Here is a 22,802-nt window from a genome sequence, read left to right as displayed (position 1 = left end):
CATGAGCGATAACCCGAGCATCACGCTGCCCGCTGTCGACGCGATGCGCGCCTACTGGGCCGTGATCTCGCCTCTCATGGGCGGAACCATGGCGATGCGCGTGGCGGGGAAGGTCCTGCTGCCGCAGTATCCCGCCGAAGATGACGAATCCTACCGGGAGCGTCTGCGCCTCTCGACACTGCTGCCGGCCTATTCCGAGACGGTAGGCAACATGACCTCGCGGGTGTTCGCCGAGCCGCTTCAGGTGGGTGACGATGTGCCAGAGACCATTGTTGAGATGGCCAAGGACATCGATCACGCCGGAAACGACCTCAACTCCTGGGCTGTCGGATTCTTCACCGAGGGCCTGAGCCATGGCCTGTGCCATGCCTTCGTCGATCACCCGCCAGCGGGCGACCTTAAAACCCAGGCCGACGAGCAGGCCGCCGGTGTGCGCCCCTACGTCGTGCTGGTAAGGCCTGAGCAGGTGTTGGGCTGGCGCTCCAAGGGCGGTGTGCTGACCATGGTCCGCTACATCGAGGTGGTCGAGGAGGAAGATGGAGAGTTCGGCGCTAAGTGCGTCGAGCAGATTCGCGTGCTGGAGCCTGGTTCCTGGCGGACCTATCGCAGGTCGGCCAAGGCCGCACGGGGCAAGCAGGCCTCAGTTGGCGGCACCTGGGAGCTGCACGAAGAGGGCACCAACAGCCTGACCGCGATCCCTTGGGTTACCTTCTACACCGGCCGCACCGGCTTCATGATGGCAAAGCCGCCGCTGATCGAGCTGGCGCACCTGAACGTGAAGCACTGGCAGAGCCAGAGCGACCAGGACAACATCCTGCATGTCATTCGCGTGCCGATCCTGGTGCGCATCGGCATCCAGACCCAGTACGACAACCAAGGGAAGATCGTCCCGCCAGAGTTCAAGGTTGGCACCGGCCAGCTGACCGACCTGCCCAAGGATGGCGACCTCAAGTATGTCGAGCACACCGGCCAGGCCGTTGAATCCGGCCGAACCGCGCTGCAAGACCTGATCGGTGAGATGCGCATGGCTGGGGCCAAGCTGCTGACCCCGGACAAAACGGCTACCAAGACCGCCACGCAGGCGGAGGAGGAGGCTGCTCAGGAGCTGTCCCCGCTGGCGCGCATGGCGCACCACTTCGCTGACTGCCTGGCTCAGTTGCTCCAGTTCATGGCCGACTACCGTGGCCTGGGCGAGGGCGGCACGGTCGAGATGCGCGGCAACTTCGACGTCGACTACATGCCCGAGGTGTCGCTGCCAACGCTGGTATCCATGGCCAATGCCGGGATGATCAGCAAAGAGACGCTGTTCACCGAGATGCAACGCCGCGGCGTGATCAGCGACGAATACGACTGGGACGATGAGCTGGCGAAGATTGAGGCTCAAGGCCCAGCCCTCGGTACGCTGTGATGATGACGGTAAACGAGAAGCTGCTGAGCGAGCTGATTGGGCATGAGGTCGATCTGTCCAGGCTGAGCAACAGCCAGGTTGTGACGATCATCAAGATCCTCAACAGCAAGGACGCCGACCTGCGCGCCGCGCTGATCGAGGCTATCGACAACCTTGGCACCGACTTGTCGGCTGCGTCTGTCGATATCGCCCTGTCGGCGGTGCTGCGGATCAACCAACAGACCTTCATTGAGATCCGCCTGGCCATGGACCAGGTGACCGACGGGCTGATCAGCTACGAGCTGGCGTTCCAGCAGAACACGTTGCGGGCCGTTCTCCCGGCTCTGGTGCAGGAGGCATACCCGATCGTCTCCCCGGTGTTCAGCGCGGTGAAGGCGATTGCCCAGGCCCGACCATTCCAGGGGCGCCTGCTGAGGGAGTGGATGGCTGGCATCGAGTCGAGTCGCGCCGCCGCAGTGCGCGACGCTGTGCGCTCGGGCGTGGTCGAGGGGCGCACCACTGCCGAGATCGTTCGCACAGTCATGGGCAGCCGGGTTCAGCAATACGCCGACGGTGCCCTCCAGAAGGCCAGGCGCGACGTTGAGGCGGTAGTGCGGTCTGCGGTATCCCATACCGCCGAAACGGCCAGCGACGCAGCGTACGAGGCCAACAGCGACGTCATCAGCCACGTCGAGTGGCTCAGTACGCTGGACAACCACACGTCGAGCGACTGCCGGATCCGCGACCGACTGCCTTACGCCTTGGGCGGCTACAAGCCCATTGGCCACACGATCCCGTGGCTGGCCGGGCCCGGGCGCATTCACTTCTGCTGCCGATCCTCGAAGGTTCCGGTGCTCAAGAGCGCCAAGGCCCTGGGCTTTAGCGACGGTGCAACGCGGGCGAGCATGGACGGCCAGGTTCCGGAGTCGACCACCTACGCCGAATGGCTGAGCAAGCAGTCAGCAGTGCGCCAGGACGAGATCCTTGGCCCGGAGCGTGCACGGCTGATGCGTGAGGGCGGGCTGAAATTGAGCGCTTTTTACAACGACAAGGGGAAGTTCCTGTCCCTTGACGAGCTGCGCGGCAGGCTGAAACTTGCGGTGGGACGTAAACCCTGATGTATTGGTGCGGTCGAAACCAGTGCAAGGACACACAATGAGTCATCAACAGAACGCTGATTTCCTGAAACGCTTTATTCAGGGAGAGATCACGCAACTGCAGGGCAGGGACATTATTGTTCAGGGTGATGCTCTTAATCCTCATGTGGACGATTTTGAGGAGGTCGTCGACATCGGGAAGTATCAGTACGTGGGGTACACATACTGGAGCGAGGAAGGAGACAATATTAACCTTTACACCGCTCTCGTAATGTTTGCCTATGGGCGTGAAAGCCTTCTGGCTAAGCAAGAGGCTGAGCAAGAAGCGCCCAACTGAATAAACGCTGAACACAAGGCCCCGGCATCTGTCGGGGCTTTTTTTTGCCTGCGGTTCGGATGGACGGGGCGTAACTGGGGCCGGATGGCTCATCAACTGGCCGGATGGCCCAGAGAGACGACATGAAACTCAAGACCGTTGAAGTGGATGGCAAGCAGTACGCCGTGATCGAGGATGGCAAGCCGGTCTACGTCGAGGACGATGGCAAGGAGGTCGCCTTCGATGCCGTAGGCACCCGCAACACCATCACCAGGCTGAACGCCGAAGCCAAGTCGCACCGCGAGCGCGCCGACGGCTTCGAGAAGACCGCCAAGGCGTTCGAAGGCATCGAAGATGCTGCGGCCGCCAAGAAAGCCCTGGAGATCGTTGCCAACCTCGACGCCAAGAAGCTGGTGGATGCCGGCGAGATCGAGAAGGTGAAGGGCGAAATCAGCAGGGCCTTCCAAACCCAGCTGGATGAAGCCAACGACAAGGCGCAGACCTTCGAGCAGCAGCTGTATGCCGAGAAGATCGGCGGCAGCTTCGCGCGCTCCCAGTTCATCGCCGAGAAGATGGCTGTTCCCGCTGACATGGTCCAGGCCGCCTTCGGCAGCAACTTCAAGATCGAGGAAGGCAAGGTCGTCGCGTACGACGCCCAGGGCCAGAAGATCTTCAGCCGCGCTCGCCCGGGTGAACTGGCCGACTTCAACGAAGCGCTCGAAACCCTCGTCTCGCAGTACCCCCATCGCGACCACATCCTGAAGAGCTCCGGCGCCAATGGCGGCGGCGCGCCGAACGGCGGTGGCCAGCACAAAACTACAAAGGGCAACTTCGGTGGCACCAAGGCTGAACGCCTGGAAGCCATCAAGGGCCTGACCGCAAGCGAATAAGGAGGCCCAATGGCCCTTTCGAACATGAAGGTGTTCAACGAATACCTCAAGCGCACCACCATCGAGACCCTGGCTCAGGATGTCGAGAAGTTCAACGCATCCTCGGCCGGCGCCATCCGCCTGACCACCCAGGGCATCGACGGCGACTTCCTGCAGGAATCGTTCTGGGCCGGCCTGCACGGCGCCCAGCGTCGTGTTGACCGCTATGCTGCCAACGGCAACCAGGCTTCCACCCCGCTGGCCCAGAAGCAGTACGACTCGGTGAAGATCGCCGGCGGCTTCGGCCCGATCCTTTGGGAGCCTTCCCAGCTCTCCTGGATCCAGAAGAACCCGGAAGAAGCGCTGGAAGTGATCAGCCGCAACCTGTCCGAAGCCATCATGGCGGACCAGCTGAACACCGCCATCTCGGCCCTGGCCGGCGCCATCGGGAACCAGCCGAGCGCCACCAACGACGTTTCGGCCACTGCTGGCGTGACCTACGTAGCGATCAACAACGCCCACGCGCTGTTCGGTGACGCTTCCCAGCGCCTGATGGCCCAGGTCATGACCGGTGCCATGTACCACAAGCTGGTCGGCCAGAACCTCGCCAACGCCGAGCGTCTGTTCCAGTTCTCCGGCGTGCAGGTGGTCGACATCCTCGGCAAGGCCGTGATCATCACTGACGCTCCTGCGCTATACGAGGCCGGCACCCCGAACAAGCAGAAGGTGCTCAGCCTGGCCGACGGCGCCGCGGTGGTGATGGATGGCTCCGACCTGATCACCAACATCGAGACCTCCAACGGCAAGGAGCGTATCGAGACGACCATGCAGGCCGACTACGCCTTCGGCCTGGGCCTCAAGGGCTACACCTGGGACACCGCCAACGGCGGCAAGTCGCCGACCAACGCCGAGCTGTCCACCGGCACCAACTGGGACCTGGTGGCGAACAGCATCAAGGCCTCGGCCGGCGTGCTGACCATCGGTGACGCCACCAAGTAACCGGTACAGCGCCCTCCGGGGCGCCTTCCCCAGGAGATCGCCATGAGCGAGAAAGTTATTTACGAGAAGCACCCGGTCAGCCCTGAGCGTAAAGCCGAGCTGCGGCAGAAGGGGTACAAGATCATCGATGCCCGTTTCGCGCCCGATGACTACGAGCACCCGGAGCCGCTGAAGGAGGCCAAAGGCTCGAAGACTGGCAAGTCCGCTGCCGACAAGAAGGCTGCCGAAGAAGCCGAGCTGAAGGCAAAGCTGCAGGCCGCCCTGAACGAAAAGGGCGTGCAATTCAGCCCTGACGCCAGCCTGGAAGACCTCAAGAAGCTGCTGGACGAGGCCGCGTAATGACCATCTACATCACCGTCGAGCAGGTAGACGCCCTGCTTGGGCCGACCTGGGCGCCCGACGACCAGAAGGCCCGGGCGGTGCTGATGGCCAACACCTGGCTCACCAACCAGGGCCTGCCCGAGTTCGACACGGTTCCCGCCGATGTCGTGCAGGCGGGCGCGGAAGTGGCTGTGGAGGCGGCGGCAGGCAACCTGTACCAGGCGAAGGAAACCGGTGTGCTGAGCAAATCCGTGGATGCTGACGGTGTGTCGAGCAGCAAGACCTACTCGGCAACGTCCAAGGTCATAAGCGCGGGTGAGTCCTTCGCCTTGGCCCTGCTGGCGCGGTATCTGGGCACCGGCCAGATCAAGATCGTCAGGGGGTGACATGGGGCTTCGACGCGAGTTACAGGCCGAGCTGGCCCAGGCCTTCGATACGGACCTAGCCGACGCAGTGGCGGCGGTCGATGGCAGCCGGACTGTGCCTGGCACCTACGACCCTGAGAAGGGCGGCAGTACGCCGGCGACAACGCTGCACTACGCCGGTCGCGGTGTCTTCGGCCAGTACAAGGTCCGGGAGATCGACGGTACGCGCATCCTGGCGTCAGACCTACGCCTCAAGGCGCTGCAGAACGAGCTGTTCGTGAAGGATGGCGACGCGGTCACGGAAGTCCCTGCCATCCCCGCCATCGGTGACCGCATCAGCGGCTATCGAGTCATGGACGTAGGGCAAGACGCGGCCAAGGTCACCTGGACCATCCAGTTGAGGAAGTAAACATGGCCCGCGGCTCACACATGACCAGCCGCTACGGCGGCCTGGACGGCAGCTTTGCCGCGCAGCTGGAGCAGTTCGCAGAGGCCGCCAAGGAGGCGATGGACCTAACCTTCCGTGAGGTCGTGATCATGGTCGGCCGGAGACTGGTGACCATGTCGCCGGTCGGCAACCCGGATCTCTGGAAGGTGAACGTTGAGGCCCAGGGCAGCGCGGCTGAGCAGATCGCGGCTTACAACGCCAAGGCAGCGGCCATCAATGTCGGCATCACTGCCGACCAGGCCAACTACACCAAAAGCGGCAACCTGAAAGGCGGCCTGCGACTGCGCAAGCCGCTGACCAAGCGCGAGCAGCGTGAGAACTTCGGGCTCGGCGTTCGGAGGGCTGGCCAGGGCTACGTGGGCGGCCGCTTCCGCAGTAACTGGCAGCTTACCACCGGCGCTCCAGCCGCAGGCGAGATCGAGGACATCGAGAGCGCCGGCGAGAGGCTGGACAGGCTTCTCGTGGCTGCAGGTGATCTTTCCGCCGGCGAGGTCGCCTACATCGTCAACAACCTGCCGTATGCCATTCCTCTGGAGTACGGCCACAGCTCACAGGCGCCTAGCGGTATGGTGCGAGTCACTGTTGCCGACTTCCAGCGCATCGTTGAAGAAGCCATCAGGACCCACCGAGCATGAGCCACGCAAGAGCACGACAGGCCATCGAGATCAAGCTGATGACTTGGGCCGCGGCGCGCCCGATCCGGGTCGCGAACTTCGAGCAGGCTTTCGAGCCAGACCCCGACGAAACCTTCCTGCGCGCCTTTCTGCTCCCGGCCAGCGCCACCTGCCGCTACTTGGGCGGTGAGGCCTACGAGTACACCGGCGTCTACCAGGTCAGCATCACCTGCCCGGCAGGCCAGGCGCTGGCGACTGCTGAGGCCGTGATTGATGAGCTCACCAGTGTCTTCCGTGTCGACAGCGAGCTGAGCCGCAACGGCTTCGAAGGCCTGGTTGTCGAGCCGGTAGAGCAGGGCCCCACCATCCCCGAGCCGTCGACTTACACAGTCCCGGCCAGCTTCACCTACCGCGGCATCGCGGACCAACCGCCCGCTGGGGCATAACACCGCCGCCCGGCGGGCTACCAAGAGGAAACACACATGGCCGCACGCATCCCGCTGCCCAACGGTTCTGTGCTGGAGATTGCCAGCACCCTTGGCACCGCTGTGCCTTTCATTGCCCTGACCAATGCCAAGCCGCCAGTGGCGAGCGCGGTAGGCCACAGCATCGATGCCGACGACATTCTGCTGATCAGCTCCGGCTGGGCCCTAATCAACGACCGCACCGCCAAGGCCGCCAACGTCACTACCGACGCATTCTCGCTGGCGGGCCTGGACACCACCAACACTGACCGCTACACCGCCGGCGCCGGCATCGGCTCGGTTGTCCCTGTGTCGGGCTGGACGCAGATCTCGAAAGTGACAGGCTTCACGGTCTCCGGCGGCGAGCAGCAGTTCCTCACGGTCGGTTACCTCGAGAACGACGACGATCTGCAGTTCCCCACCAACCGCAACCCGATAAGCGTGTCGGTGACGGTCGAGGACCAGCCGAGCGCGCTGTACGTGCCTGTGGTAGAGGGCTACGACGACTCCAAGGAGCTGACGGTGATCCGCCTGAACTTGCCCGGCGGCGGTCAGATCCTGATGCCTGGCTACGTCAGCATCACCAGCACGCCGACCATGGAGCGTAACCAGATGATGACCCGCACCATCAGCGTCGGCCTGTCTGGCCGTCCGACCCGTTACAGCGCCTAAGGAGAGCCCATGGCGAAGATCAAGATCGCGCAGAACCCGACTTTCACTGCGGTTGTGCAGGTGCCGCGTATCGGCGGCGAGCCAGTGCCGGTTGAGTTCCAGTTCCGGTACATGGACCGGGTGACACTGGCCGGCATGTTCGACCGCTGGAACAAAGCGCGCGACACCTGGGCAGAAAAGGCCCAGAAGGATGGTGCGAGCTGGGAGGAAGTCACCGCTGGTGAAATCACCCTGCAGGCCGAGCAGCTGGGCGAGATCATCACCGGCTGGGATCTGGAGGACGAGTTCAGCCAGGAGGCGATCGTCGAACTCGTGCGCACCTGCACCGGCGCGCCGAAGGCAGTGACCGATGCCTACCAGGCGGCCTACAACCCGGCGCGCTTGGGAAACTGAGGGCGGCGGCTCGGGCGCTGTATGAGAGCGGCCCGTCCGCCGAGCAGCTGGCGGCCATTGGCCTGACCCTGGCCGACCTCCTCGAGGAAGAGGTGGAGGTTTGGCCAGATGCTTGGCCGGCCATCCGAGTATTCGAGGCATTGGGCACGCAGTGGCGCTTGGGGCAGGGCGGACCTTCGGGTCTGGACTACACAGCCATTCCCTCGGTCGCGTCGATGCTCGGAATCAAGCGCCGAGAACTCACCGAAATTTTCCCCGATCTCCGCATCATGGAACACGAAGCTCTGGCCGTGATGGCTGAGGCGGCGGAGTAGGGCAACGACTGACGCGGCCAGGCCGCAGGAGAGGGATATGCAAAGAAAACGACGTAAGCCGGCGCGCAAAGAGAAAAGAGAGAAAAAGGTTGCGCGCCAGATTGATGCACATGAGGCGATGATAAGCAATATCGTCAAGACCGTTGCTTCATCGCCTCTCTAGTCTCCTTGGCAATAGCAGCAACTTGCTGGGCTGGTCCTTCGAAAACACGCTTCGTTTGAGGGTCTGTGAAGTTGTCGGGTGCTTTCACAGCCTCCATCGCCTTATCGATCAGGGCGTTGTCCTTGCCGGCTAGGATCTGTACGACCCGTGTCAGGGCCAAGAGCGCGGAAAGGGTGCCAAGTGCAAAAGGCGAACTCAGGCCTTCAAGTGGATCAAGCTTGCCATCATCACGCATAGTGACCTCCTAGGTCGTCGTGCCCCAGTCCATGGGCTTTCCGGCAACGGGCCGGGGCGGTTTGTTGGGAGGCACAACGCTACTACGCCCCGGACATGGCCATGTACTGGCTTTCCGTCCAGGGTGGATGGGTGGACAGGGCGTCCATTTACCAGTCATCAACGTCATGAGGCCGGCTTTCTCCACGCGATATACACCGACTACATGAGCGGGGTCTTACAGCATCGCTCAACTGCTGACCTGGGAGAGGCAAAGTTGTTACCGAAGATTCGTGGTCAGAGCGTCTGAAGCAAGATGAAGGGGCCGTTCGCACCAGGGGCTTCGCTCGGCCGTATGAGGCGCTGAAGGTGGTGCTGAGCACGGGTATCGCTCAGGTACTGGATGGCTGTTGAACGGTGAGAAGGGATTATGCATTCTTAATAGGTTTTTGATTTGGTTGATGTTAAGCGGCAAAGCGATTCATGAACTTGCCAACCATGCGGTACTGGTCTTTAGTGATGGGTAATGGCCATGATGGTTGAGTAAGATGCTATGATTAGATATGTGATTATCACTTTGGTGCTCTCGCTAACTGCTGCCTGTAGCGCAAATTGGAATAGTATTTATAGAACTCATAAGTTTGCTATCGATGAGCGGTCAAAAGATGCTGAGTCGATAATAGTTGATATTCAGCAGCGAGAGGTAGTTGTTGGTAATGGCACAATATGCCCGGCGCCAAGCCCTGATGCATTGGCAGCATACGCTGCTCAGCTGGCTGCCAAAGGTGAAGTTCCTAATGGTGCGAAAGGAGAGGTTGCAGCTGCCGTGCAAACCTCTGCAGCGTATGTAGGTGTTAGGTCGCGAAATATCCAGTTTTTTAGAGATCAGTTGTATAGCTTTTGCCTAGATAGAATGAATGATACGCTGGATGATGCACAGTACAATTTCTATAAATCTAGATTGCAGCGTTATGCAGTCGCTCTGGCGGCCGTCGAGCAGTTAACTGACTCTACAATAGCTCCGCCGGTTACGCTCGGGTCTCATGGGGCTGCCTCCGTCTCGGGTAATCTCGATGCACTTAATTCTGAATTGGAAAAATTCAAGAGTGAGATAAAAACAATAGAGACCTCTGGAGGGCCTGCTGGGGACGGCCAGAATCTAAGTGCAGAGGAAAAGGCAAGGCTAAAAGATTTGGAGGGTAATAAAAGGCGGACAGAGGACCACATATTTAAATCTACGTTGTTAAGTGCTTCTGGGCAGTCGGAAGGGCAAATTGGACAGTCTTCATCTTCGGGCGGGCAGGGCAATGCAGAGGCTATAAAGGCAGTTACTAAAATCGTGGTCAGCACGCTAATGACTGATGATACGCCATTGCTTTGCATGGAGAGGTTGATAAACATTGAGAATAGGCCGCCAATTGAAGTTATCAACCCTGATGGCAGTAGGGAGCAGAGGCCTCGCCCTCTAGATGCGGCTATGTCTGCTGAGGTTGAGTACTGCAGGAGGGTTTTGGTTTCTAGTACTGGTGATGCAAATCCTATGCATAGATTAGACCCTGAATTAAAGCAGTGGCTGTTGAGTGATTGAAATTTTTAAGGTTGCAATATTTGATTGTTGGACTTTGTTGTGACTTTATTGTTTGATGACTAGGAGGGGCCTTGCATTTTAGCTGATCGCACCATCTCTACTGCTATGGATGCGGCCGTTACGGCCTACGCCCAGCCCCGCGCTGGGCTTTTGCATCTGGCGCTTACCCCTGGCTGCGATGCTTCCAAGCATGGTGCCGACCCAGGTCACTGGCGTGGAAAGCCTGCTTGAGGCGCAACTTCTCCAGTTCCTCAACCTGGGCAATGGCCTCGGTTCGCTCCCGGGCGCGGATCGCATCCACAGCCTCCGCCCAGTGCTCCAGCGCCTCGACAAATCTCCGCTTCTCATCGCCGGGCATCTTCGCACCCTTCATGTGAGTGGTTGGGAGGGGTAAGGATAGACCGGATGGAGGGTCGGGTACTGTTGCTTGTCGGTGGACAGGAACGAAAAGCCCGGCGCTTGGCCGGGCTTAGGTTAGTCTTCTACCGCAACAGAATTGAAAGCGAACTGCACCTTGTATTCTACAAGGGACAAGTCTGGGATGGCTTCGGCAGCATATCGTACGGTATCCGGGAACTCGCTGGCGATCAGCATGCCGCGGGGACGTTGGCCATCCTGGCGACCATACCAGCCAAGGTAGCGGGCGATCTGGCCTACAGCAGCATCCTTTGCCTGCCCGACCTTCAGTTCGATGACGACGCGGCGGCCGGCGGAATCCTCTGCAAGAATGTCTACTCGCCCAACATCGATGCTGACTTGGCGGTCGATGAAGCGAAGACCCTTTTCAATGCTGTCGAGACTGCGAACCAAGTGGGTTTCGACGTCCCGCTCAAGGCTAATGGAAGTCTCTACGAGTTCATCGATATTGGCTTCCTCGGCCTCGTCGAAATCATCCGTTTCTATATCACTGGTCGGAGCCCAAGTGTTTACTCCGTGGAGGTCAGGATTGTATCGATGGAAGCGACCATCTTCGGAGCGGTAGAAGAAGCGATCAGCCCATTTGTGATGGATGTAGGCCTTAGGATTATTAACCGTGCAAGCGTAGAAATGGGCAGCGATTGCTCCAGGCTTCCATCGATTCGGGAATTCGCGATCGATGTACTCCTTCATTTCTTGTCTGGTAGCGCCATCGGTTGCCTGCTCTATGTAGCTTCGCAGCGCCTGTGCCAGTGTGGTCATTTGCAATCTTCCTGATGCATTGTGGTTAACGTAAAGGCAGAAGGCTACTACGCCAGTGGCGGTCTTGGTTACTGGCTGTGTGTCCAGGGTGGATGGGTGGACAGGGTGGCGCTTGTCGGAGAGCGGCGGGGGTTGCCTGGCTGTGGTAGATTGCCCTCATCAACAAGGAGGGTGAGGAATGCTGGTGCGTGCTTCGATTTTGGTATTGTCGATACTGCCAACTATTTGCCAAGCAGGATGGGTAAGCAGTGAAATTAAAGATGAGATGCGCTCGTCTAGCACCCAAATGTACACACAAGAGGCCAGCCCTATAAATGGTTCTGGACCGAAGCTGACGGTTCGAGTTTTTGATAAGGGGGATGGCGCTCCATCTGCAATGCTTGACCTCTCCAGGGCTCGGGTCGAAGGATGTCCAGAGCGGGGTGAAACTACTTGTGAGCTTGAAGTTAGGTTTGGCGATGGGACGGTAAAAAAAGTCCTGTTCTCAACGGAAGATGGTAAACAGTTTATACCCACGGAAATGGGGGCGTTTTTCGGCGCGCTATATCATGGGGACAAGCTATTCGTAGAAATGAATCGCCCCTGGTTTCGTAGACACCTCCAAGCCTCATAATGAGGCCCAAATAGGAGGTGCCATGAGTCGTCAGCGTTACCCCGAAGAATTCAAGATCGAAGCGGTCAAGCAAGTGACCGAAAAAGGCAAACCTGTCGCCGAGGTCGCCCAGCGCCTGGGCTTGTCCGTGCACAGCCTTTACGCTTGGATCAAGGTCTACAGCAAGCCCCAAGAGCAGCGTCAGCAAGACAATGATCAGCAGGCTGAACTGCGCAAGCTGCGCGCTGAACTCAAGCGGGTGACGGAAGAGCGAGACATCTTAAAGAAGGCCGCCGCGTACTTTGCCAAGGAGTGCGGCTGAAGTACGCCTTCATCAAGAAGCACTCGATCGATTACCCGGTGCGGCGTCTTTGTCAAACCCTCAAGGTGCATCCCAGCGGCTACTACGCTTGGCTGGCCGAGCCTCAATCTGCCCGAGCCAAAGAAGATCAACGCCTGCTTGGCTTGATCAAGCATGCCTGGTTAGAAAGCGGAGGCGTGTATGGCTATCGCAAGATTCACGATGACCTTCGAGAGCTGGGAGAGATCTGTGGGCGAAATCGAGTCGGTCGCTTGATGCAGGCAGAGGGGCTGCGTTCGCAAACGGGCTATCGCCGTCGTCCTGGGTTTTATGGCGGAAAACCAACAGTGGCATCGCCCAACCATCTGGCCCGGCAGTTCAAGGTCAGTGAGCCGAATAAGGTCTGGGTGACCGATATCACCTACATCCGCACCTATGAAGGGTGGCTGTACCTGGCGGTAGTGTTGGATCTGTTCTCTCGCCAAGTCATTGGTTGGTCAATGAAGTCCAGGATGAGCAGCGACCTGGCCATCGACGCCATGCTGATGGCCGTGTGGCGACGCAAGCCACAGCAGCAAGTGATGATTCACTCAGACCAAGGCAGTCAGTTCAGTAGCTCAGATTGGCAAAGCTTCCTGAAGGCCAACAATGTGATCAGCAGCATGAGCCGACGGGGAAACTGCCACGACAATGCCGTAGCCGAGAGCTTTTTCCAGCTTTTGAAGCGGGAGCGAATCCGACGAAAGATCTACGCAACGCGTGACGAAGCCCGAAGTGATATTTTCGATTACATCGAGATGTTCTATAACCCCAAGCGTCGACACAGCAGTGCTATGCAGCTGTCTCCAGTAGAGTATGAGAAACGCTATTTTCTGAGCTTGGAGAGTGTCTAGGAAACCAGGGGCGATTCAGCGTATTACAGCGTTCGTGCGCGAATGGCAGATCTATGCCTAACCGCGAAAAGATGATAATTGCCGCATGGATTGTGTAGGTAAGCATCAATGGTTTATTGGTTGAGCATCGCCACGCCGGCCGGACTGTCTGTACTAAGTTTGGCGCGGGGAGATAGGAGTGCAAGACCCGCTGTTCCGCGTGGTGGCGGGGCATCCGCTGAACCATGCGGTGGAGCAGGCGACCGTGTTGATGCGTGCAGTGCACAAGATCAGTGATCTGGCGATGGTGGAAACTGATCATCTGCCTACGCTGCTGACGGCGGTGCATTACCTCAGTGGTATGGCCAAGGCGTTGGCCCAGGATGTGAATCATGGGTTGATGGTTGGGCGGGGGGCTGAGTAGGGGGAGGGTATCTGGCTGAGGGCTTGGTTGCCTGGGGGGCGCTATCGCGGGGCAAGCCCGCTCCCACGATCCCGCTCCAACAAGTCCGCTGCCACGTTTCGGCTAGCCGCTATGGCGCCAGGTTCACACCGTTACAGCGCCCCTTGGTGGAAAAGTCGTTAATCTGCCGCGCCTTGTTCACCGACATCAGTATCGTGCAGCCGCCAGGATGGGCCACGTCGTCCCAGTAATTGGTATGGACCATCACGTTGCCTTGCATCTCGGCGGTGCTGCCGACCACCTCCTTTTGCACGTAGGTGGTATCGCGGTACCAGCCCAACTGCACCCCAGTGCCGTTGGGCAACGGCTCCATGCGCATGGGCGGGCCGAAGAAGTCGATGGCTTGCTTGGCGTCGCGCCCTTGCCATTGGTTGCCCGCCATCAGCTCCGGCAGGGTCGGGATGCAGCCGGCCAGCACAGGCAGCAACAGGCCAAGGACCAGCAGAGGACGCGTGCTCATCGTGGGGTGTTCGCCAGCATGTCGTCCAGCTCCTGCACTGCCTGGCTGTTGGCCTGCACGCCAATCAACTGGATGAACATGGCCTGGATGGTGGCGACCATCTTCGCCGCCGGCATCTTGCCGATCGACAGCATCTGGTTGCGCGCGCGGTTGTCGGGGGCGCAGACGAAGGCGAAGGTGCGCTGCAGCCAGTAGTCCTTTGGTGCGGCCCAGTCTTTGGCGTTGGTTTTCACATCGCGCACGGCGCCGTCGAAGCGACGTATCGCCCGGGCGCTGTCCAGGCGGATCTGGCGCTGTTTGCATTTGACCTGCACCTCGTAGGCGGCGAGGGTCGGGAAGGCCGGGTCTTCGAACAGCTGCATGACCTGGGCCGATTGCACGCCGCCGGGCTTTTGCAGGATGCCGGCGGCATCGGCGACGTAGACCTCGTTGTGCAGGCGTTCGCCTTTGCCGTAGATGATCCAGTAGTCGCCTGAGGCAGGGGCGGCCAGGGCTGGGGTGCTGCAGGTGAGGGCCAGGATGGCCAGCCATTGGCAGAGGGGTGGAAGTTTGTGACCCATGGAGTCCTTTCCTGGTTTTTGTAATCCAGAGGGGACTATACGAGTGCTGGGTGAGTAGGGTCGATTAGGGCGGTTGTGCTAATGGCTAAAGGCCTGCGGCGTTCAGGTGCGGTTTAGAGCGAGCGCCTGTGCCGATCGATCGGCAATGGGCATGTAGTCCCGTTCTGAAACATGTAACGGTGGGCTTGTGCCTCATTTCCCTCAAGTCATTCTGCTGTACATTCCCTTGGTCAGACCGCACATGCGGCAGTTGTCGCATAGTTCGGATGAAGGAGCAAAACATGTCCAAATCAAGGGTGAACGTGGAACTTCTGGCCATCGAATGCGAAGCGCAGGAGGCCGAAAAAGCCATTCTTGAGCTTGTGCACACGGACATTACCGAGAACCCGGAACGTCTCCAGCCCATCCCTGCATCGTTGCTGAGTCGCATGGCTGATCTTCGGGCACGGGCACAAGCGAATCGCAAGTGCACCGTGCTTTTCGAAGGTTGAGAGCGTGATCGTCAGCAGACAACTTCTGCACACTCACGCCCCCGGCCCTGATTGTGCCATCCCCCGTTCCGCTTATACCAAAGGCTACGTTGGCCGCCCTCAGATTGCCCGCTCCAGCAGTTGGGCTTCGGCGATCTGTCCGTTCTCATAACGCAGCAGTACCTGACGCTCCCCTTGATCGAACAGCGACTGCTGCAGTTGCTGGGTGTCCTGCGGGCCTTGGGCCAAGACGCTGCTCAGGCCGTCCAGTTGCGCCGTGAAGCTTTGTTTCAGCGAGGCGTCGAGGCTGAACATGCGTGAGCTGGTCAGTTCCATCTGCGAGTTGTAGATGCTGCGGCTCTGGTTACCGATTTCCTCCAGTTGGCCGAGACTTTCGAGAGCCTTGGCCGCCTGGGCGCGATAGCGTTGCAGTGGCTCGGCCAGGTAGCGCAAGGCACAACTGACCACCTGCAGCTGTGCGGTTTGCAGGTAACCGCTGACCCAACCCTCCATCTTCGTCAGGCTGCCCTGCAATGCCTGGCGGGTGCTGTCCACACCGAACAATTTGTCAGCCTGCACATCTTGGGCGTGCTTCAGTTCTTCGTTCATCTTGCGATCGAAGTATTTGGCCAGGGAGGTGATCTGGCTATGTTGATTCTCAAGTGTCTGGCGGGCAATGCTGTCGATGCCTTCTTGCGGATAGTGATCGAGCACGCCTTGGGTGTACTCGAACATCCCGGTCAGCTCTTCCCACTGTTTTTCGTCCAGATCGTGCTGCATGGCATCCAGTTGACGCTTGATGGCGTCCAGCTTCTCGTTGATGTCGTGCAAGTGCTTCTGGCCCACCGCCGAGGACACCGCGTTCCACACCACGCCACTGAGCAGCACGTTCTGCAGGTCTTCAGGCAGTGACAGGCTGGCCTGTTCACTGATCTTGCCGCCGGTACGCACGAAGGCCCGGACGCTGCCGTCGCCGTTGGCGTTCTTGGTCAGTGTCTCGAACGGCAGGCTGCACACCACGTAGTTGCCGCTGGCCAGCTCGCCCATGGCGGCCAGGCCGGGCACATTGGCCAGCAGCGGGTTGAGCGCACTGATCTGGTCGGTTGGCAGTGAGCGATGGGTACCTGCGGGCGGGCGTTGCACGACGTTGAGCTTGAGCAATGTGCCGCCCTGGCCATCCTGGATCACCAGGTCGGCCGTGGTCTGGGAAGCGGTGGCCACTGGCTGGGTGTCGGGGCGTGTGGCCGGGGGCGTGGCGGGGGCTTCCCGGCGCAGGCGGATCCAGCCCATCTGGGCAACGAAGGGCACGGTCACGCGGTAGGCTTCAGCCACGCTGCTATGCAGGCCCACGCCGGCCGTGAAGGCAGCGCCGAAGGGGTTCAGGCGCAATCCGGTGGTCGCGGCCATGGTGAACAGTGCCGCGCTGCGCGATGCGGAGAGGCCGATCATGCTGGCGGCCCCTTTGGGCAGCGCCTCGTCGAGTTTGAATAGCCCGGTCAGCACCTTGGTGCTGGTGGCCCGCTCGAAACGCTCGCTGGCCGGTAGCTCCCGCCAGCCGGCACCGAACAGCGCCAGGGCGATCTGGCGTTCCTTGTCCGCCACGCTGGTTGCGCCGCTGCCGTTGAGCTTTTGGTACACGTCGTTGACGATCTCGGCGTAGGGCACCGCCGATTTCTTCAACAGGCGACGAGCCAGGTTCATTGCCGAATGCCCGCCGAACTGCTGCAGCTCATGGCCCAGCAGGTCGAGCTGCTGCTCGGTGTAGCCCGCCGCTCGCGAACTGTACTTGGCCTGTACCAGCTGCTTCTTGATGTCCGCATCCAGGCCGGCGCGGCCCCGGGAGAAGTCGGTGATGATGTCCACCAGAATGTCCACTTCCTCGGGCGTGGCGCTGATGAGGCTGGTGAACAAGTCGTCGTCGCAATCGATTCCTGAGGTTGCCATCGTGTGTCCTTACCTTTTTAACGGTGTATCGGGTAAAGGGAGCTGGTGCCCCCGTACAAGGTGGGGTGGGCTCAAGGCACCAGCCAGGTGCTGGTCGGCCTGGCGTCGCGCTGAATGGCGACAGCCTGGCAGTGTTCCAGTATCGGCAGGATGTAGGTGATGACGACGGTGCCTGGACGGCCGTCTGGTTGGCGACGAGCGGCGTGGCAAAGCGGGCCGGCGTTTTCTGGCGCTAGATTGGAGCGAATCTCCACTGCGTGTGCTTCCCCGAAGTGTCGGTTGCTGGCCAGGTAATCTAGCGTTTGCTGGAAGGCCGCACGGGTCAGGGTGATTGAGCTGTTGTTCGTGCCGGTTACCACCCTTACGTGGTCGTTGTTGACCACCGCGATTCTGAAACGGGTGTTGCTGGCGTTGGAGGGCGTTCGCAGCTCCGTCCCCTGCAAGCGGCTGATCAGTGCCCAAAGAGTGTTATCGACTTGGGTAATGTGCTGCATGGCGTCCTTCCTTGTTGTTCGCTGGTCGTCTTCCTAGATTAGCGTGGCATGATGTCCGAATGACATCATTCTTTGGACTTACCCGTGTAACGATCCACGGCGGTCCTGCAGCTGCAATTAGGCGTGCAACAGGTGTCCTACCGCGTGTCGCCCGCATCGCGGGGCAAGCCCGCTCCCACGATGATTTCGATGGTGTCGATTGCCCTTCGCGGAACGTGCCTTCGCCTCTTTAATGTTGTCGTCCCTGGACTACTAAAATGAGCGATTTTTGTAGCCTCGGTGACACAAAGCCTCCTGGATGAACCACGGTCTGGAGTTGCTTGACCATGACCTTGACGTCCATGTCCGTTCAAGGCTCGTGGCCAAGCTTTATCGGCGCGTGACAATAACGCGGCGATGATCGAGCAGCTTTGCGTCTGAATTGCTGGGCAAAAGGTAATCCCGCTCGGGGTTGTCAGGTGAGCCTTGCCTTTATGGAATCTTGATCCCCAGTGAATTGAGAGTGGGTGTATCCATCCTGCCATTCACGGTCAGGGCACTATCCATTTGGAAGGCCATTAACGCGCCACGAGTAGCCTTGCCCAAGACCCCATCAATTGTGCCTTGATAGTACTGGCGAACCATAAGTGCAGTCTGTACGCGTTTGACCAAGTTGCTTTTCTGTTCGTTAGTCGCGCGGGTCTTTGACGTACCCGGGCTCGCTCCGGGAGCAGTGCCGGTCGACTGATAAAGGCTATTGCTACCTGAAGTACTGTGCGAAGTACTCGGCGCACTGTAGCTCCGCGTGCTCGTTGCGGGCGGGCTGTAGTAACGAGGCGCGCTATAGCCACCGGACCCGCTGTAATGGGAACTGTGGGAGCTATGGGACCGATGTGAGCTGTGCGAGCGATGTGCCGCATAAATGTTCACTGCGTCTGCGGCATTGAGCGTATCGGCAAAGACTGGAGGCTGCAGCTTGTCGCTTGGTTGCCAGTTCGCATCGGCAAGCGGTGTATGGCCCGCCTGTGCCAATGTGGTACCAGCCATCGGCAACAAGGTGATGCCACTGATCAGGATTTTCCAGCGGTCAAGCAATTTCACTGTGCACTCCTTGCATAGGCGCTAAAGGCCTCGGTCGATAGTTGTCGTACGCCGCGGCTCTGCCAGCGGTCAGTGTGGGATTTGAAGAACCCTGAGCAATGTTTGACGGCAGCGCATTGCTGACAGGTATCGATGAACAGGTTTTTCCAGTCGGAGATGCTCTGGCGGGCGAATCGTGAGAGGTGGGGTGGGGTCAAACACAAGGGCAGGTTGTAGATCGAAACCGGCATCCCACGGTTGAAGAGGAAATAGGCGGTTTGGCTCAATGCCTCTTGATAATCCACCGGGTCAATCCACAACTCCTCGTAGTGCTTTCTGGCCAGACCAGTACTTTCGATACCCATCAACGCAACGTGCCGTACGAAGGGGAGGTTCCTGAACACGTAATGGGCTAATTCAGGCAAGCGTGGTGTGGTCAGGCGACTGAGTACCACGCGTATCTCAATGATCTGGTTAGCGCGTGCGAGGTTATAGAGTCCTTGCACGGTTTCGCTGAAGGCGCCCGGGGACTGAACTACATGGTCATGGTCGACTGCGTTGTCGGCATACAGCGGGATGCCCCAACTCAACTGTGGGTGGCCTAGGACCGCGAGGGCTGCGATCCAGCTCGGATCTTTGAACAGCCGACCATTGCTGAGCACATGTATGGACTTCTGCGGCAAAACGGTTTTGCACTTGGCCAGAATCTCAAGCAGGCCATCGCGATAAAGTGTGGGCTCTCCGCCGCTGATCCCCAGGTTTTCCTCGCCTGCATCCATAAGGTCGATCAGTCGAAGGTTTTCCTCGATATGCCAGCGGTCATCGATATCTTTAGGCGGTTGCGAGCACATCAGGCAGAGGCTGTTGCAACGATCCGTCATGAACAGCAGGTTACTGTCTGACCCGCGTCGATAGAGCACTCTTACCAATGCATTGCCAGGGGTAAAGGCAATGACATCGCCAGGTTGAACGACATCCGGATCTTTGGGGGAATGCAGGTGCAGTCTGCCATTGTCGAACGGGCTAGTGAGTGCCTCTGGGGTCAGGAAACCGCCCACTGGCAATGAAAGCAGATGTGGATTTCGTTCAAGATCTTCGTTGGGTAACCAGAGCAGCAAATCATTGAATTGCGCGGTACCGGCGCAAACTGCGACTCCTTGCTCAATGAACTCATCCAGGGTGATGACCTTGAGCAGCTTTGGTTCATTCAGGTATTGAATTTCGAAGTGGGTATCTTTGCGCAGCATCGTCCTCAGCCCCTGTAGCCTGGGAAGCGAACATCGATGTATGAGCGCCTGCTCAACCAGGACAGCAGTACCCTTTGGACGTTGTCATCTCCGTCGCGTAGCAAGCCGAACAAGTGCTTTAACAGCCCCATGTTCTTCTTGCAGAAACTGCTGAACAACCGGTGTCCGATCGGATCACCTTGGCGAGCATAATGTTCGACCGGGTCTGCGCCGCAGTAGGGAACCAATGCGCAATCCGAACAGCCTGGCAATGCCTCCGCGACGCCACTGGCAAGTAGCGCCTCCATAACGGGTGAGGCCAAAAGTTCTGACAAGGGTTGCTGGACTGTGCCCAACCTTAAACCGTCTTCGCCCATCTCCAGCAGCATCCGAGCCTCGTCCGACGGGTAGACGTAACCGTCATAGTTGTAGACCAGCGCCGCTGTACCCGCGCCGGCGGGTGAGCGCAGGTCGACATAGCCGGATGAGAAGGGCGTCAGGATGTTCTTCAGCAGCAAGCTGGTGTAGCTCTCCGACAGGTAGGTTCCTTGCTGGTTGATCTTCAGCAGATAGGCCAGCGCCTTCGTGTAGAAGGTCAGGTACTGCTCAATCGGATAGTCAAGGCGATGTGCACTCTTGGAAGCAAACCCGTAAGGGCTGAGCGGTCTAAGTGAAATGCTGGAAAAACCCTGCTTTACGTATTCGTCGATGATAGCTTCAGGCTGTTCAAGGCTTCGAGAAGTCAACGTTGTCAGTGCGGAGACTGCGTCGTGTCCAAGATGCTCACGGACCCGTTTTATGCCTTCCACGGTGCGCTCGTAAGAGTCTCGTGAAGGCGTTGGGCGGTTGGCATTGTGCAAGGGCGCCGGTCCATCGAGGGACGTCGAGAACTGGATGCGGTGCTGTTTTGCGAAGTCGAGTACTTCGTCTGTCAGGTGGTGCAACGTTGTGGTAATGACGAACTGAATATCTCGTTGCTCGACCAAGTTTCGTGCAGCTACCCATTCGACAATCTGGCGTACACGTTCGAAGGCCAGAAGTGGCTCGCCGCCCTGGAACTCCACTGTCAGGGCGGGAGCGTTCGACTCGAACAAGCGATCAACAGCAGCGAGTGCATCCGCTTCCGATAAGTCATGGCCTGAGCCACCCAGCGGTGCGCGCGAAACTTGGCAGTACTGGCAGGTGTGGTTGCAGCGTAGCGTTACAACGAACAAGTGCAGGGCTGGGCCCTGGAAAAGAAAGTCTTTGCGGCTGCGATATTGCGCCGCCATTTCGGGAAAAGGGTCGTGACGTGTCGGTTCGTAGATGAAATGGCGAGCTAGCAGGTCCTTGTAGAAAGGTGTGCCTGTTTCTATGTCGAAGTAACTGAGGGCCCGCAACTGCGCGTCGTTCACGTGCATGTACTCGCCTGTATCGGAGGTGAGCAAAATGTCACGTTCATTTGCGGTGTTCAGGCGCATGAAGCGAAAGGGTAGCAGACGGTAGCCGTTAGCGTCGCTCGCAATCAGTGTCACCGCGAAACTCCGCATCCAGCAAGCGCTGCTCGAGCCAGCACCTCACGCAACCCAGCTGTCTCACGGTTGATGTGATCACGTAGGGCAAAGTCATTTAAATGCTGGAGGATCAGCGAATGCGCCTGCTCCTGAGGCAGGATGGCTTTCGCTTTAGCAGGGAAGGCAGTGAGGCTGATCTGGTCAGCTTCAATGCCGATCTGAATCGCGACTGTTTCAGCCAAGGCATAAGCGGTTCGTTGCACCACGCTTAGGGAATAGGCTGCGCTGTCGAGTTTCAGAATGACTGGCCATGTCATTGGAACCGATCCTTCAAATCCATTGGGAATCTATGGATTTTGCCGGCTAACGAGGCATAGTGCCATCATATTTTTTTACATTTGCATACATTCAGTCAGGATTTTGATGGGCGGTATAGGAAAAATGATGAGAGTGGGAAGCGTTGTATGAAAGCTTCCCAGGCTATGGATGATCCTCAGAATGTCGGTGGTAGTTCATGCTCGAAGGGCAGATCCGGGCCTGTTCGGGAGCAGGTGATCGCTGCGGCATGGATTGCGTAGGCGAGGATCGCATCGATGGTTTCATGGGAGAGCTTCGCCACACCGGCTGGGCTGTCTGCTCCGAGGCGTGCGAGGTAGGCGAGCACTGCAGCTTGGAAGGTGTCACCGGCGCCTACGGTGTCGCATACCGGCAACGAGGTATCCGCTGGGCGCTGCCATGAGCCGTGCGCGCAATGCACACTGGCACCGTCTGCTCCATGAGTAATGAAAACCAACCGGCAGCGTTCGTTAAGCCAGCCCCGCGCCACGTCACGAGTCTCCCGGCCCGGATAGAGCAGAGCGATATCTTCCTCACTGGCCTTGATCACATGCGCATGCCCGGCAAACGCTTCCACCTGCCGCCGCCACAGCGCCACATCCGGCTGCGGATTAAGCCGCACATTCGGATCAAGGCTGATCAGCCGCCGGTCCCGCTCGCGCTCCACCAGCGCCATCAGCGTATCGGCCACGGGCTGCACCACCAGGGTGTACGAACCCACATGGATTCCCCGCACATGCTCATCCAGCTCCGGCAGATGCGCCAGCGTCACCTGCCGATCCGCACAGCCTTCACCGCGAAACTGATACTGCGCCGAGCCATCGGCATCCAGCCCGACCATGGCCAAGGTGGTCGGTGCATCACTGGTTACCACATAGCGGCAGTCTACCCGTTCCTCTTCCAGCACCCGGCGCAGCCGGGCACCGAGGTAGTCGCTGGACAACCCGCCGAACAACGCTGACGCCACGCCCAGCCGGCGCAGGCCGACGGCCACGTTGAACGGCGACCCGCCGGCAATCGCGGTAAACCCCAGCTCGCTGCTGCGGCTGCTGTTTTCCAGGCTGAAGACATCGAACAGGGCCTCGCCACACACCAGGTACATGCAGTTCTCCAGAACGAAAGACAAGGGA

The 22,802-nt window shown here is 59.2% G+C and carries 30 protein-coding genes; 18 read left to right on the top strand and 12 right to left on the bottom strand.

Annotated features, from left to right (window positions below; genetic code table 11):
- Position 1: 1 nt before the first annotated feature.
- The 13 genes from K5H97_RS16795 to K5H97_RS16735 all read left to right on the top strand — a co-directional run bounded on the left by K5H97_RS16795 (position 2) and on the right by K5H97_RS16735 (position 8,259).
- Positions 2–1,408, top strand: coding sequence for a DUF4055 domain-containing protein (locus K5H97_RS16795; protein ID WP_036986594.1), 1,407 nt, complete (start codon positions 2–4; stop codon positions 1,406–1,408).
- Entirely contained in the window at positions 1,408–2,505 is a 1,098-nt protein-coding gene (locus K5H97_RS16790; protein WP_028692269.1) for a hypothetical protein, read from the top strand. The genes K5H97_RS16795 and K5H97_RS16790 overlap by 1 nt, the downstream gene beginning before the upstream one ends.
- Positions 2,506–2,542: 37 nt before the next feature.
- Positions 2,543–2,821, top strand: coding sequence for a hypothetical protein (locus K5H97_RS16785; protein WP_028692268.1), 279 nt, complete (start codon positions 2,543–2,545; stop codon positions 2,819–2,821).
- Positions 2,822–2,943: 122 nt separating this feature from the next.
- Entirely contained in the window at positions 2,944–3,690 is a 747-nt protein-coding gene (locus tag K5H97_RS16780; protein WP_028692267.1) for a DUF6651 domain-containing protein, read from the top strand.
- A gap of 9 nt (positions 3,691–3,699) precedes the next feature.
- Positions 3,700–4,668, top strand: coding sequence for a major capsid protein (locus tag K5H97_RS16775; protein ID WP_222577994.1), 969 nt, complete (start codon positions 3,700–3,702; stop codon positions 4,666–4,668).
- A gap of 42 nt (positions 4,669–4,710) precedes the next feature.
- Positions 4,711–5,007, top strand: a complete 297-nt coding sequence (locus K5H97_RS16770) for a hypothetical protein (RefSeq protein WP_028692265.1) — start codon at positions 4,711–4,713, stop codon at positions 5,005–5,007.
- Positions 5,007–5,375, top strand: a complete 369-nt coding sequence (locus K5H97_RS16765) for a hypothetical protein (protein WP_028692264.1) — start codon at positions 5,007–5,009, stop codon at positions 5,373–5,375. The genes K5H97_RS16770 and K5H97_RS16765 overlap by 1 nt, the downstream gene beginning before the upstream one ends.
- Before the next feature lies 1 nt (position 5,376).
- The gene (locus K5H97_RS16760) at positions 5,377–5,763 is read left to right on the top strand and encodes a hypothetical protein (protein ID WP_028692263.1); all 387 of its coding nucleotides are present in this window, start codon (positions 5,377–5,379) and stop codon (positions 5,761–5,763) included.
- A 20-nt stretch (positions 5,764–5,783) separates the two neighbouring features.
- Entirely contained in the window at positions 5,784–6,437 is a 654-nt protein-coding gene (locus K5H97_RS16755; protein WP_248691163.1) for a hypothetical protein, read from the top strand.
- Positions 6,434–6,862, top strand: a complete 429-nt coding sequence (locus K5H97_RS16750; protein WP_222577993.1) for a phage tail terminator-like protein — start codon at positions 6,434–6,436, stop codon at positions 6,860–6,862. Before K5H97_RS16755 ends, K5H97_RS16750 begins: the two co-directional genes overlap by 4 nt.
- 36 nt (positions 6,863–6,898) lie before the next feature.
- Positions 6,899–7,552, top strand: a complete 654-nt coding sequence (locus K5H97_RS16745) for a phage tail protein (RefSeq protein WP_028692317.1) — start codon at positions 6,899–6,901, stop codon at positions 7,550–7,552.
- Positions 7,553–7,561: 9 nt separating this feature from the next.
- On the top strand, positions 7,562–7,945 hold the full coding sequence (locus K5H97_RS16740; RefSeq protein WP_160290738.1) for a phage tail assembly chaperone: 384 nt from the start codon (positions 7,562–7,564) through the stop codon (positions 7,943–7,945).
- On the top strand, positions 7,873–8,259 hold the full coding sequence (locus K5H97_RS16735) for a DUF1799 domain-containing protein (protein WP_390898246.1): 387 nt from the start codon (positions 7,873–7,875) through the stop codon (positions 8,257–8,259). The genes K5H97_RS16740 and K5H97_RS16735 overlap by 73 nt, the downstream gene beginning before the upstream one ends.
- Positions 8,260–8,393: 134 nt before the next feature.
- Here the strand turns inward: K5H97_RS16735 and K5H97_RS16730 are convergent, their stop codons facing one another.
- Complete coding sequence (locus K5H97_RS16730; protein WP_028688995.1) at positions 8,394–8,657, bottom strand: hypothetical protein; 264 nt, start codon at positions 8,655–8,657, stop codon at positions 8,394–8,396.
- A 543-nt stretch (positions 8,658–9,200) separates the two neighbouring features.
- Here K5H97_RS16730 and K5H97_RS16725 point away from each other — a divergent pair.
- A complete protein-coding gene (locus K5H97_RS16725) occupies positions 9,201–10,223 on the top strand; it encodes a hypothetical protein (protein WP_155952715.1) in 1,023 nt (340 codons plus the stop codon).
- Between the two features lie 163 nt (positions 10,224–10,386).
- Here the strand turns inward: K5H97_RS16725 and K5H97_RS16720 are convergent, their stop codons facing one another.
- Positions 10,387–10,581 carry a hypothetical protein gene (locus K5H97_RS16720; protein WP_028692039.1) on the bottom strand — a complete coding sequence of 65 codons (195 nt, stop codon included), beginning with the start codon at positions 10,579–10,581 and terminating at the stop codon, positions 10,387–10,389.
- Between the two features lie 116 nt (positions 10,582–10,697).
- Positions 10,698–11,402 carry an endonuclease NucS domain-containing protein gene (locus tag K5H97_RS16715; RefSeq protein ID WP_081791618.1) on the bottom strand — a complete coding sequence of 235 codons (705 nt, stop codon included), beginning with the start codon at positions 11,400–11,402 and terminating at the stop codon, positions 10,698–10,700.
- Positions 11,403–11,580: 178 nt separating this feature from the next.
- On the opposite strand from K5H97_RS16715, the gene K5H97_RS16710 reads away from it, so the two are divergent.
- The 3 genes from K5H97_RS16710 (at position 11,581) to K5H97_RS16700 (ending at position 13,591) form a co-directional block, all read left to right on the top strand.
- Complete coding sequence (locus tag K5H97_RS16710) at positions 11,581–12,015, top strand: hypothetical protein (protein ID WP_155952714.1); 435 nt, start codon at positions 11,581–11,583, stop codon at positions 12,013–12,015.
- Between the two features lie 22 nt (positions 12,016–12,037).
- Positions 12,038–13,188, top strand: a protein-coding gene (locus tag K5H97_RS16705; protein ID WP_155952713.1) for an IS3 family transposase whose coding sequence is annotated in 2 segments (ribosomal slippage) — positions 12,038–12,272 and positions 12,272–13,188 — 1,152 coding nt in all. Because the reading frame shifts where the segments join, the coding sequence is not laid out codon by codon here.
- 178 nt (positions 13,189–13,366) lie between these two features.
- Positions 13,367–13,591 (top strand): DUF3077 domain-containing protein, encoded by a 225-nt coding sequence (locus K5H97_RS16700; protein WP_051555732.1) that lies wholly within the window; start codon positions 13,367–13,369, stop codon positions 13,589–13,591.
- 109 nt (positions 13,592–13,700) lie between these two features.
- Here the strand turns inward: K5H97_RS16700 and K5H97_RS16695 are convergent, their stop codons facing one another.
- Both K5H97_RS16695 and K5H97_RS16690 read right to left on the bottom strand, forming a co-directional pair.
- On the bottom strand, positions 13,701–14,090 hold the full coding sequence (locus K5H97_RS16695; RefSeq protein WP_036986459.1) for a hypothetical protein: 390 nt from the start codon (positions 14,088–14,090) through the stop codon (positions 13,701–13,703).
- Positions 14,087–14,650, bottom strand: coding sequence for a hypothetical protein (locus K5H97_RS16690; protein WP_028692035.1), 564 nt, complete (start codon positions 14,648–14,650; stop codon positions 14,087–14,089). The genes K5H97_RS16695 and K5H97_RS16690 overlap by 4 nt, the downstream gene beginning before the upstream one ends.
- Positions 14,651–14,931: 281 nt before the next feature.
- On the opposite strand from K5H97_RS16690, the gene K5H97_RS16685 reads away from it, so the two are divergent.
- A complete protein-coding gene (locus tag K5H97_RS16685; protein WP_028692034.1) occupies positions 14,932–15,141 on the top strand; it encodes an AbrB/MazE/SpoVT family DNA-binding domain-containing protein in 210 nt (69 codons plus the stop codon).
- 99 nt (positions 15,142–15,240) lie between these two features.
- On the opposite strand, the gene K5H97_RS16680 is transcribed toward K5H97_RS16685, so the two are convergent.
- The 7 genes from K5H97_RS16680 to K5H97_RS16650 all read right to left on the bottom strand — a co-directional run bounded on the left by K5H97_RS16680 (position 15,241) and on the right by K5H97_RS16650 (position 22,774).
- The gene (locus tag K5H97_RS16680; RefSeq protein WP_028692033.1) at positions 15,241–17,064 is read right to left on the bottom strand and encodes a hypothetical protein; all 1,824 of its coding nucleotides are present in this window, start codon (positions 17,062–17,064) and stop codon (positions 15,241–15,243) included.
- A gap of 71 nt (positions 17,065–17,135) precedes the next feature.
- Positions 17,136–17,558: a hypothetical protein gene (locus tag K5H97_RS16675; protein WP_028692032.1), complete on the bottom strand. Its 423-nt coding sequence runs from the start codon at positions 17,556–17,558 to the stop codon at positions 17,136–17,138.
- A gap of 471 nt (positions 17,559–18,029) precedes the next feature.
- Complete coding sequence (gene hxsA / locus K5H97_RS16670; protein WP_036986456.1) at positions 18,030–18,638, bottom strand: His-Xaa-Ser repeat protein HxsA; 609 nt, start codon at positions 18,636–18,638, stop codon at positions 18,030–18,032.
- On the bottom strand, positions 18,635–19,864 hold the full coding sequence (gene hxsC, locus K5H97_RS16665) for a His-Xaa-Ser system radical SAM maturase HxsC (RefSeq protein ID WP_028692031.1): 1,230 nt from the start codon (positions 19,862–19,864) through the stop codon (positions 18,635–18,637). The genes hxsA and hxsC overlap by 4 nt, the downstream gene beginning before the upstream one ends.
- A 5-nt stretch (positions 19,865–19,869) precedes the next feature.
- Positions 19,870–21,357 carry a His-Xaa-Ser system radical SAM maturase HxsB gene (gene hxsB, locus K5H97_RS16660; RefSeq protein ID WP_028692030.1) on the bottom strand — a complete coding sequence of 496 codons (1,488 nt, stop codon included), beginning with the start codon at positions 21,355–21,357 and terminating at the stop codon, positions 19,870–19,872.
- Positions 21,354–21,653 (bottom strand): His-Xaa-Ser system protein HxsD, encoded by a 300-nt coding sequence (gene hxsD, locus K5H97_RS16655; protein ID WP_028692029.1) that lies wholly within the window; start codon positions 21,651–21,653, stop codon positions 21,354–21,356. The genes hxsB and hxsD overlap by 4 nt, the downstream gene beginning before the upstream one ends.
- A gap of 176 nt (positions 21,654–21,829) precedes the next feature.
- On the bottom strand, positions 21,830–22,774 hold the full coding sequence (locus tag K5H97_RS16650; RefSeq protein ID WP_028692028.1) for a carbohydrate kinase family protein: 945 nt from the start codon (positions 22,772–22,774) through the stop codon (positions 21,830–21,832).
- Positions 22,775–22,802: the final 28 nt, after the last annotated feature.

This window comes from Pseudomonas mosselii, from assembly GCF_019823065.1.
Taxonomy (GTDB): domain Bacteria; phylum Pseudomonadota; class Gammaproteobacteria; order Pseudomonadales; family Pseudomonadaceae; genus Aquipseudomonas; species Aquipseudomonas mosselii.
This window is presented reverse-complemented; position numbering and strand designations above follow the sequence as displayed.

Bases quoted from the DNA above. Each gene is read 5' to 3' on its own strand.
- K5H97_RS16795 (WP_036986594.1), top strand. From the start codon at position 2: ATGAGCGATAACCCGAGCATCACGCTGCCCGCTGTCGACGCGATGCGC.
- K5H97_RS16790 (WP_028692269.1), top strand. From the start codon at position 1,408: ATGATGACGGTAAACGAGAAGCTGCTGAGCGAGCTGATTGGGCATGAG.
- K5H97_RS16785 (WP_028692268.1), top strand. From the start codon at position 2,543: ATGAGTCATCAACAGAACGCTGATTTCCTGAAACGCTTTATTCAGGGA.
- K5H97_RS16780 (WP_028692267.1), top strand. From the start codon at position 2,944: ATGAAACTCAAGACCGTTGAAGTGGATGGCAAGCAGTACGCCGTGATC.
- K5H97_RS16775 (WP_222577994.1), top strand. From the start codon at position 3,700: ATGGCCCTTTCGAACATGAAGGTGTTCAACGAATACCTCAAGCGCACC.
- K5H97_RS16770 (WP_028692265.1), top strand. From the start codon at position 4,711: ATGAGCGAGAAAGTTATTTACGAGAAGCACCCGGTCAGCCCTGAGCGT.
- K5H97_RS16765 (WP_028692264.1), top strand. From the start codon at position 5,007: ATGACCATCTACATCACCGTCGAGCAGGTAGACGCCCTGCTTGGGCCG.
- K5H97_RS16760 (WP_028692263.1), top strand. From the start codon at position 5,377: ATGGGGCTTCGACGCGAGTTACAGGCCGAGCTGGCCCAGGCCTTCGAT.
- K5H97_RS16755 (WP_248691163.1), top strand. From the start codon at position 5,784: ATGACCAGCCGCTACGGCGGCCTGGACGGCAGCTTTGCCGCGCAGCTG.
- K5H97_RS16750 (WP_222577993.1), top strand. From the start codon at position 6,434: ATGAGCCACGCAAGAGCACGACAGGCCATCGAGATCAAGCTGATGACT.
- K5H97_RS16745 (WP_028692317.1), top strand. From the start codon at position 6,899: ATGGCCGCACGCATCCCGCTGCCCAACGGTTCTGTGCTGGAGATTGCC.
- K5H97_RS16740 (WP_160290738.1), top strand. From the start codon at position 7,562: ATGGCGAAGATCAAGATCGCGCAGAACCCGACTTTCACTGCGGTTGTG.
- K5H97_RS16730 (WP_028688995.1), bottom strand. From the start codon at position 8,657: ATGCGTGATGATGGCAAGCTTGATCCACTTGAAGGCCTGAGTTCGCCT.
- K5H97_RS16720 (WP_028692039.1), bottom strand. From the start codon at position 10,581: ATGCCCGGCGATGAGAAGCGGAGATTTGTCGAGGCGCTGGAGCACTGG.
- K5H97_RS16715 (WP_081791618.1), bottom strand. From the start codon at position 11,402: ATGACCACACTGGCACAGGCGCTGCGAAGCTACATAGAGCAGGCAACC.
- K5H97_RS16710 (WP_155952714.1), top strand. From the start codon at position 11,581: ATGCTGGTGCGTGCTTCGATTTTGGTATTGTCGATACTGCCAACTATT.
- K5H97_RS16695 (WP_036986459.1), bottom strand. From the start codon at position 14,090: ATGAGCACGCGTCCTCTGCTGGTCCTTGGCCTGTTGCTGCCTGTGCTG.
- K5H97_RS16690 (WP_028692035.1), bottom strand. From the start codon at position 14,650: ATGGGTCACAAACTTCCACCCCTCTGCCAATGGCTGGCCATCCTGGCC.
- K5H97_RS16685 (WP_028692034.1), top strand. From the start codon at position 14,932: ATGTCCAAATCAAGGGTGAACGTGGAACTTCTGGCCATCGAATGCGAA.
- K5H97_RS16680 (WP_028692033.1), bottom strand. From the start codon at position 17,064: ATGGCAACCTCAGGAATCGATTGCGACGACGACTTGTTCACCAGCCTC.
- K5H97_RS16675 (WP_028692032.1), bottom strand. From the start codon at position 17,558: ATGCAGCACATTACCCAAGTCGATAACACTCTTTGGGCACTGATCAGC.
- hxsC (WP_028692031.1), bottom strand. From the start codon at position 19,864: ATGCTGCGCAAAGATACCCACTTCGAAATTCAATACCTGAATGAACCA.
- hxsD (WP_028692029.1), bottom strand. From the start codon at position 21,653: ATGACATGGCCAGTCATTCTGAAACTCGACAGCGCAGCCTATTCCCTA.
- K5H97_RS16650 (WP_028692028.1), bottom strand. From the start codon at position 22,774: ATGTACCTGGTGTGTGGCGAGGCCCTGTTCGATGTCTTCAGCCTGGAA.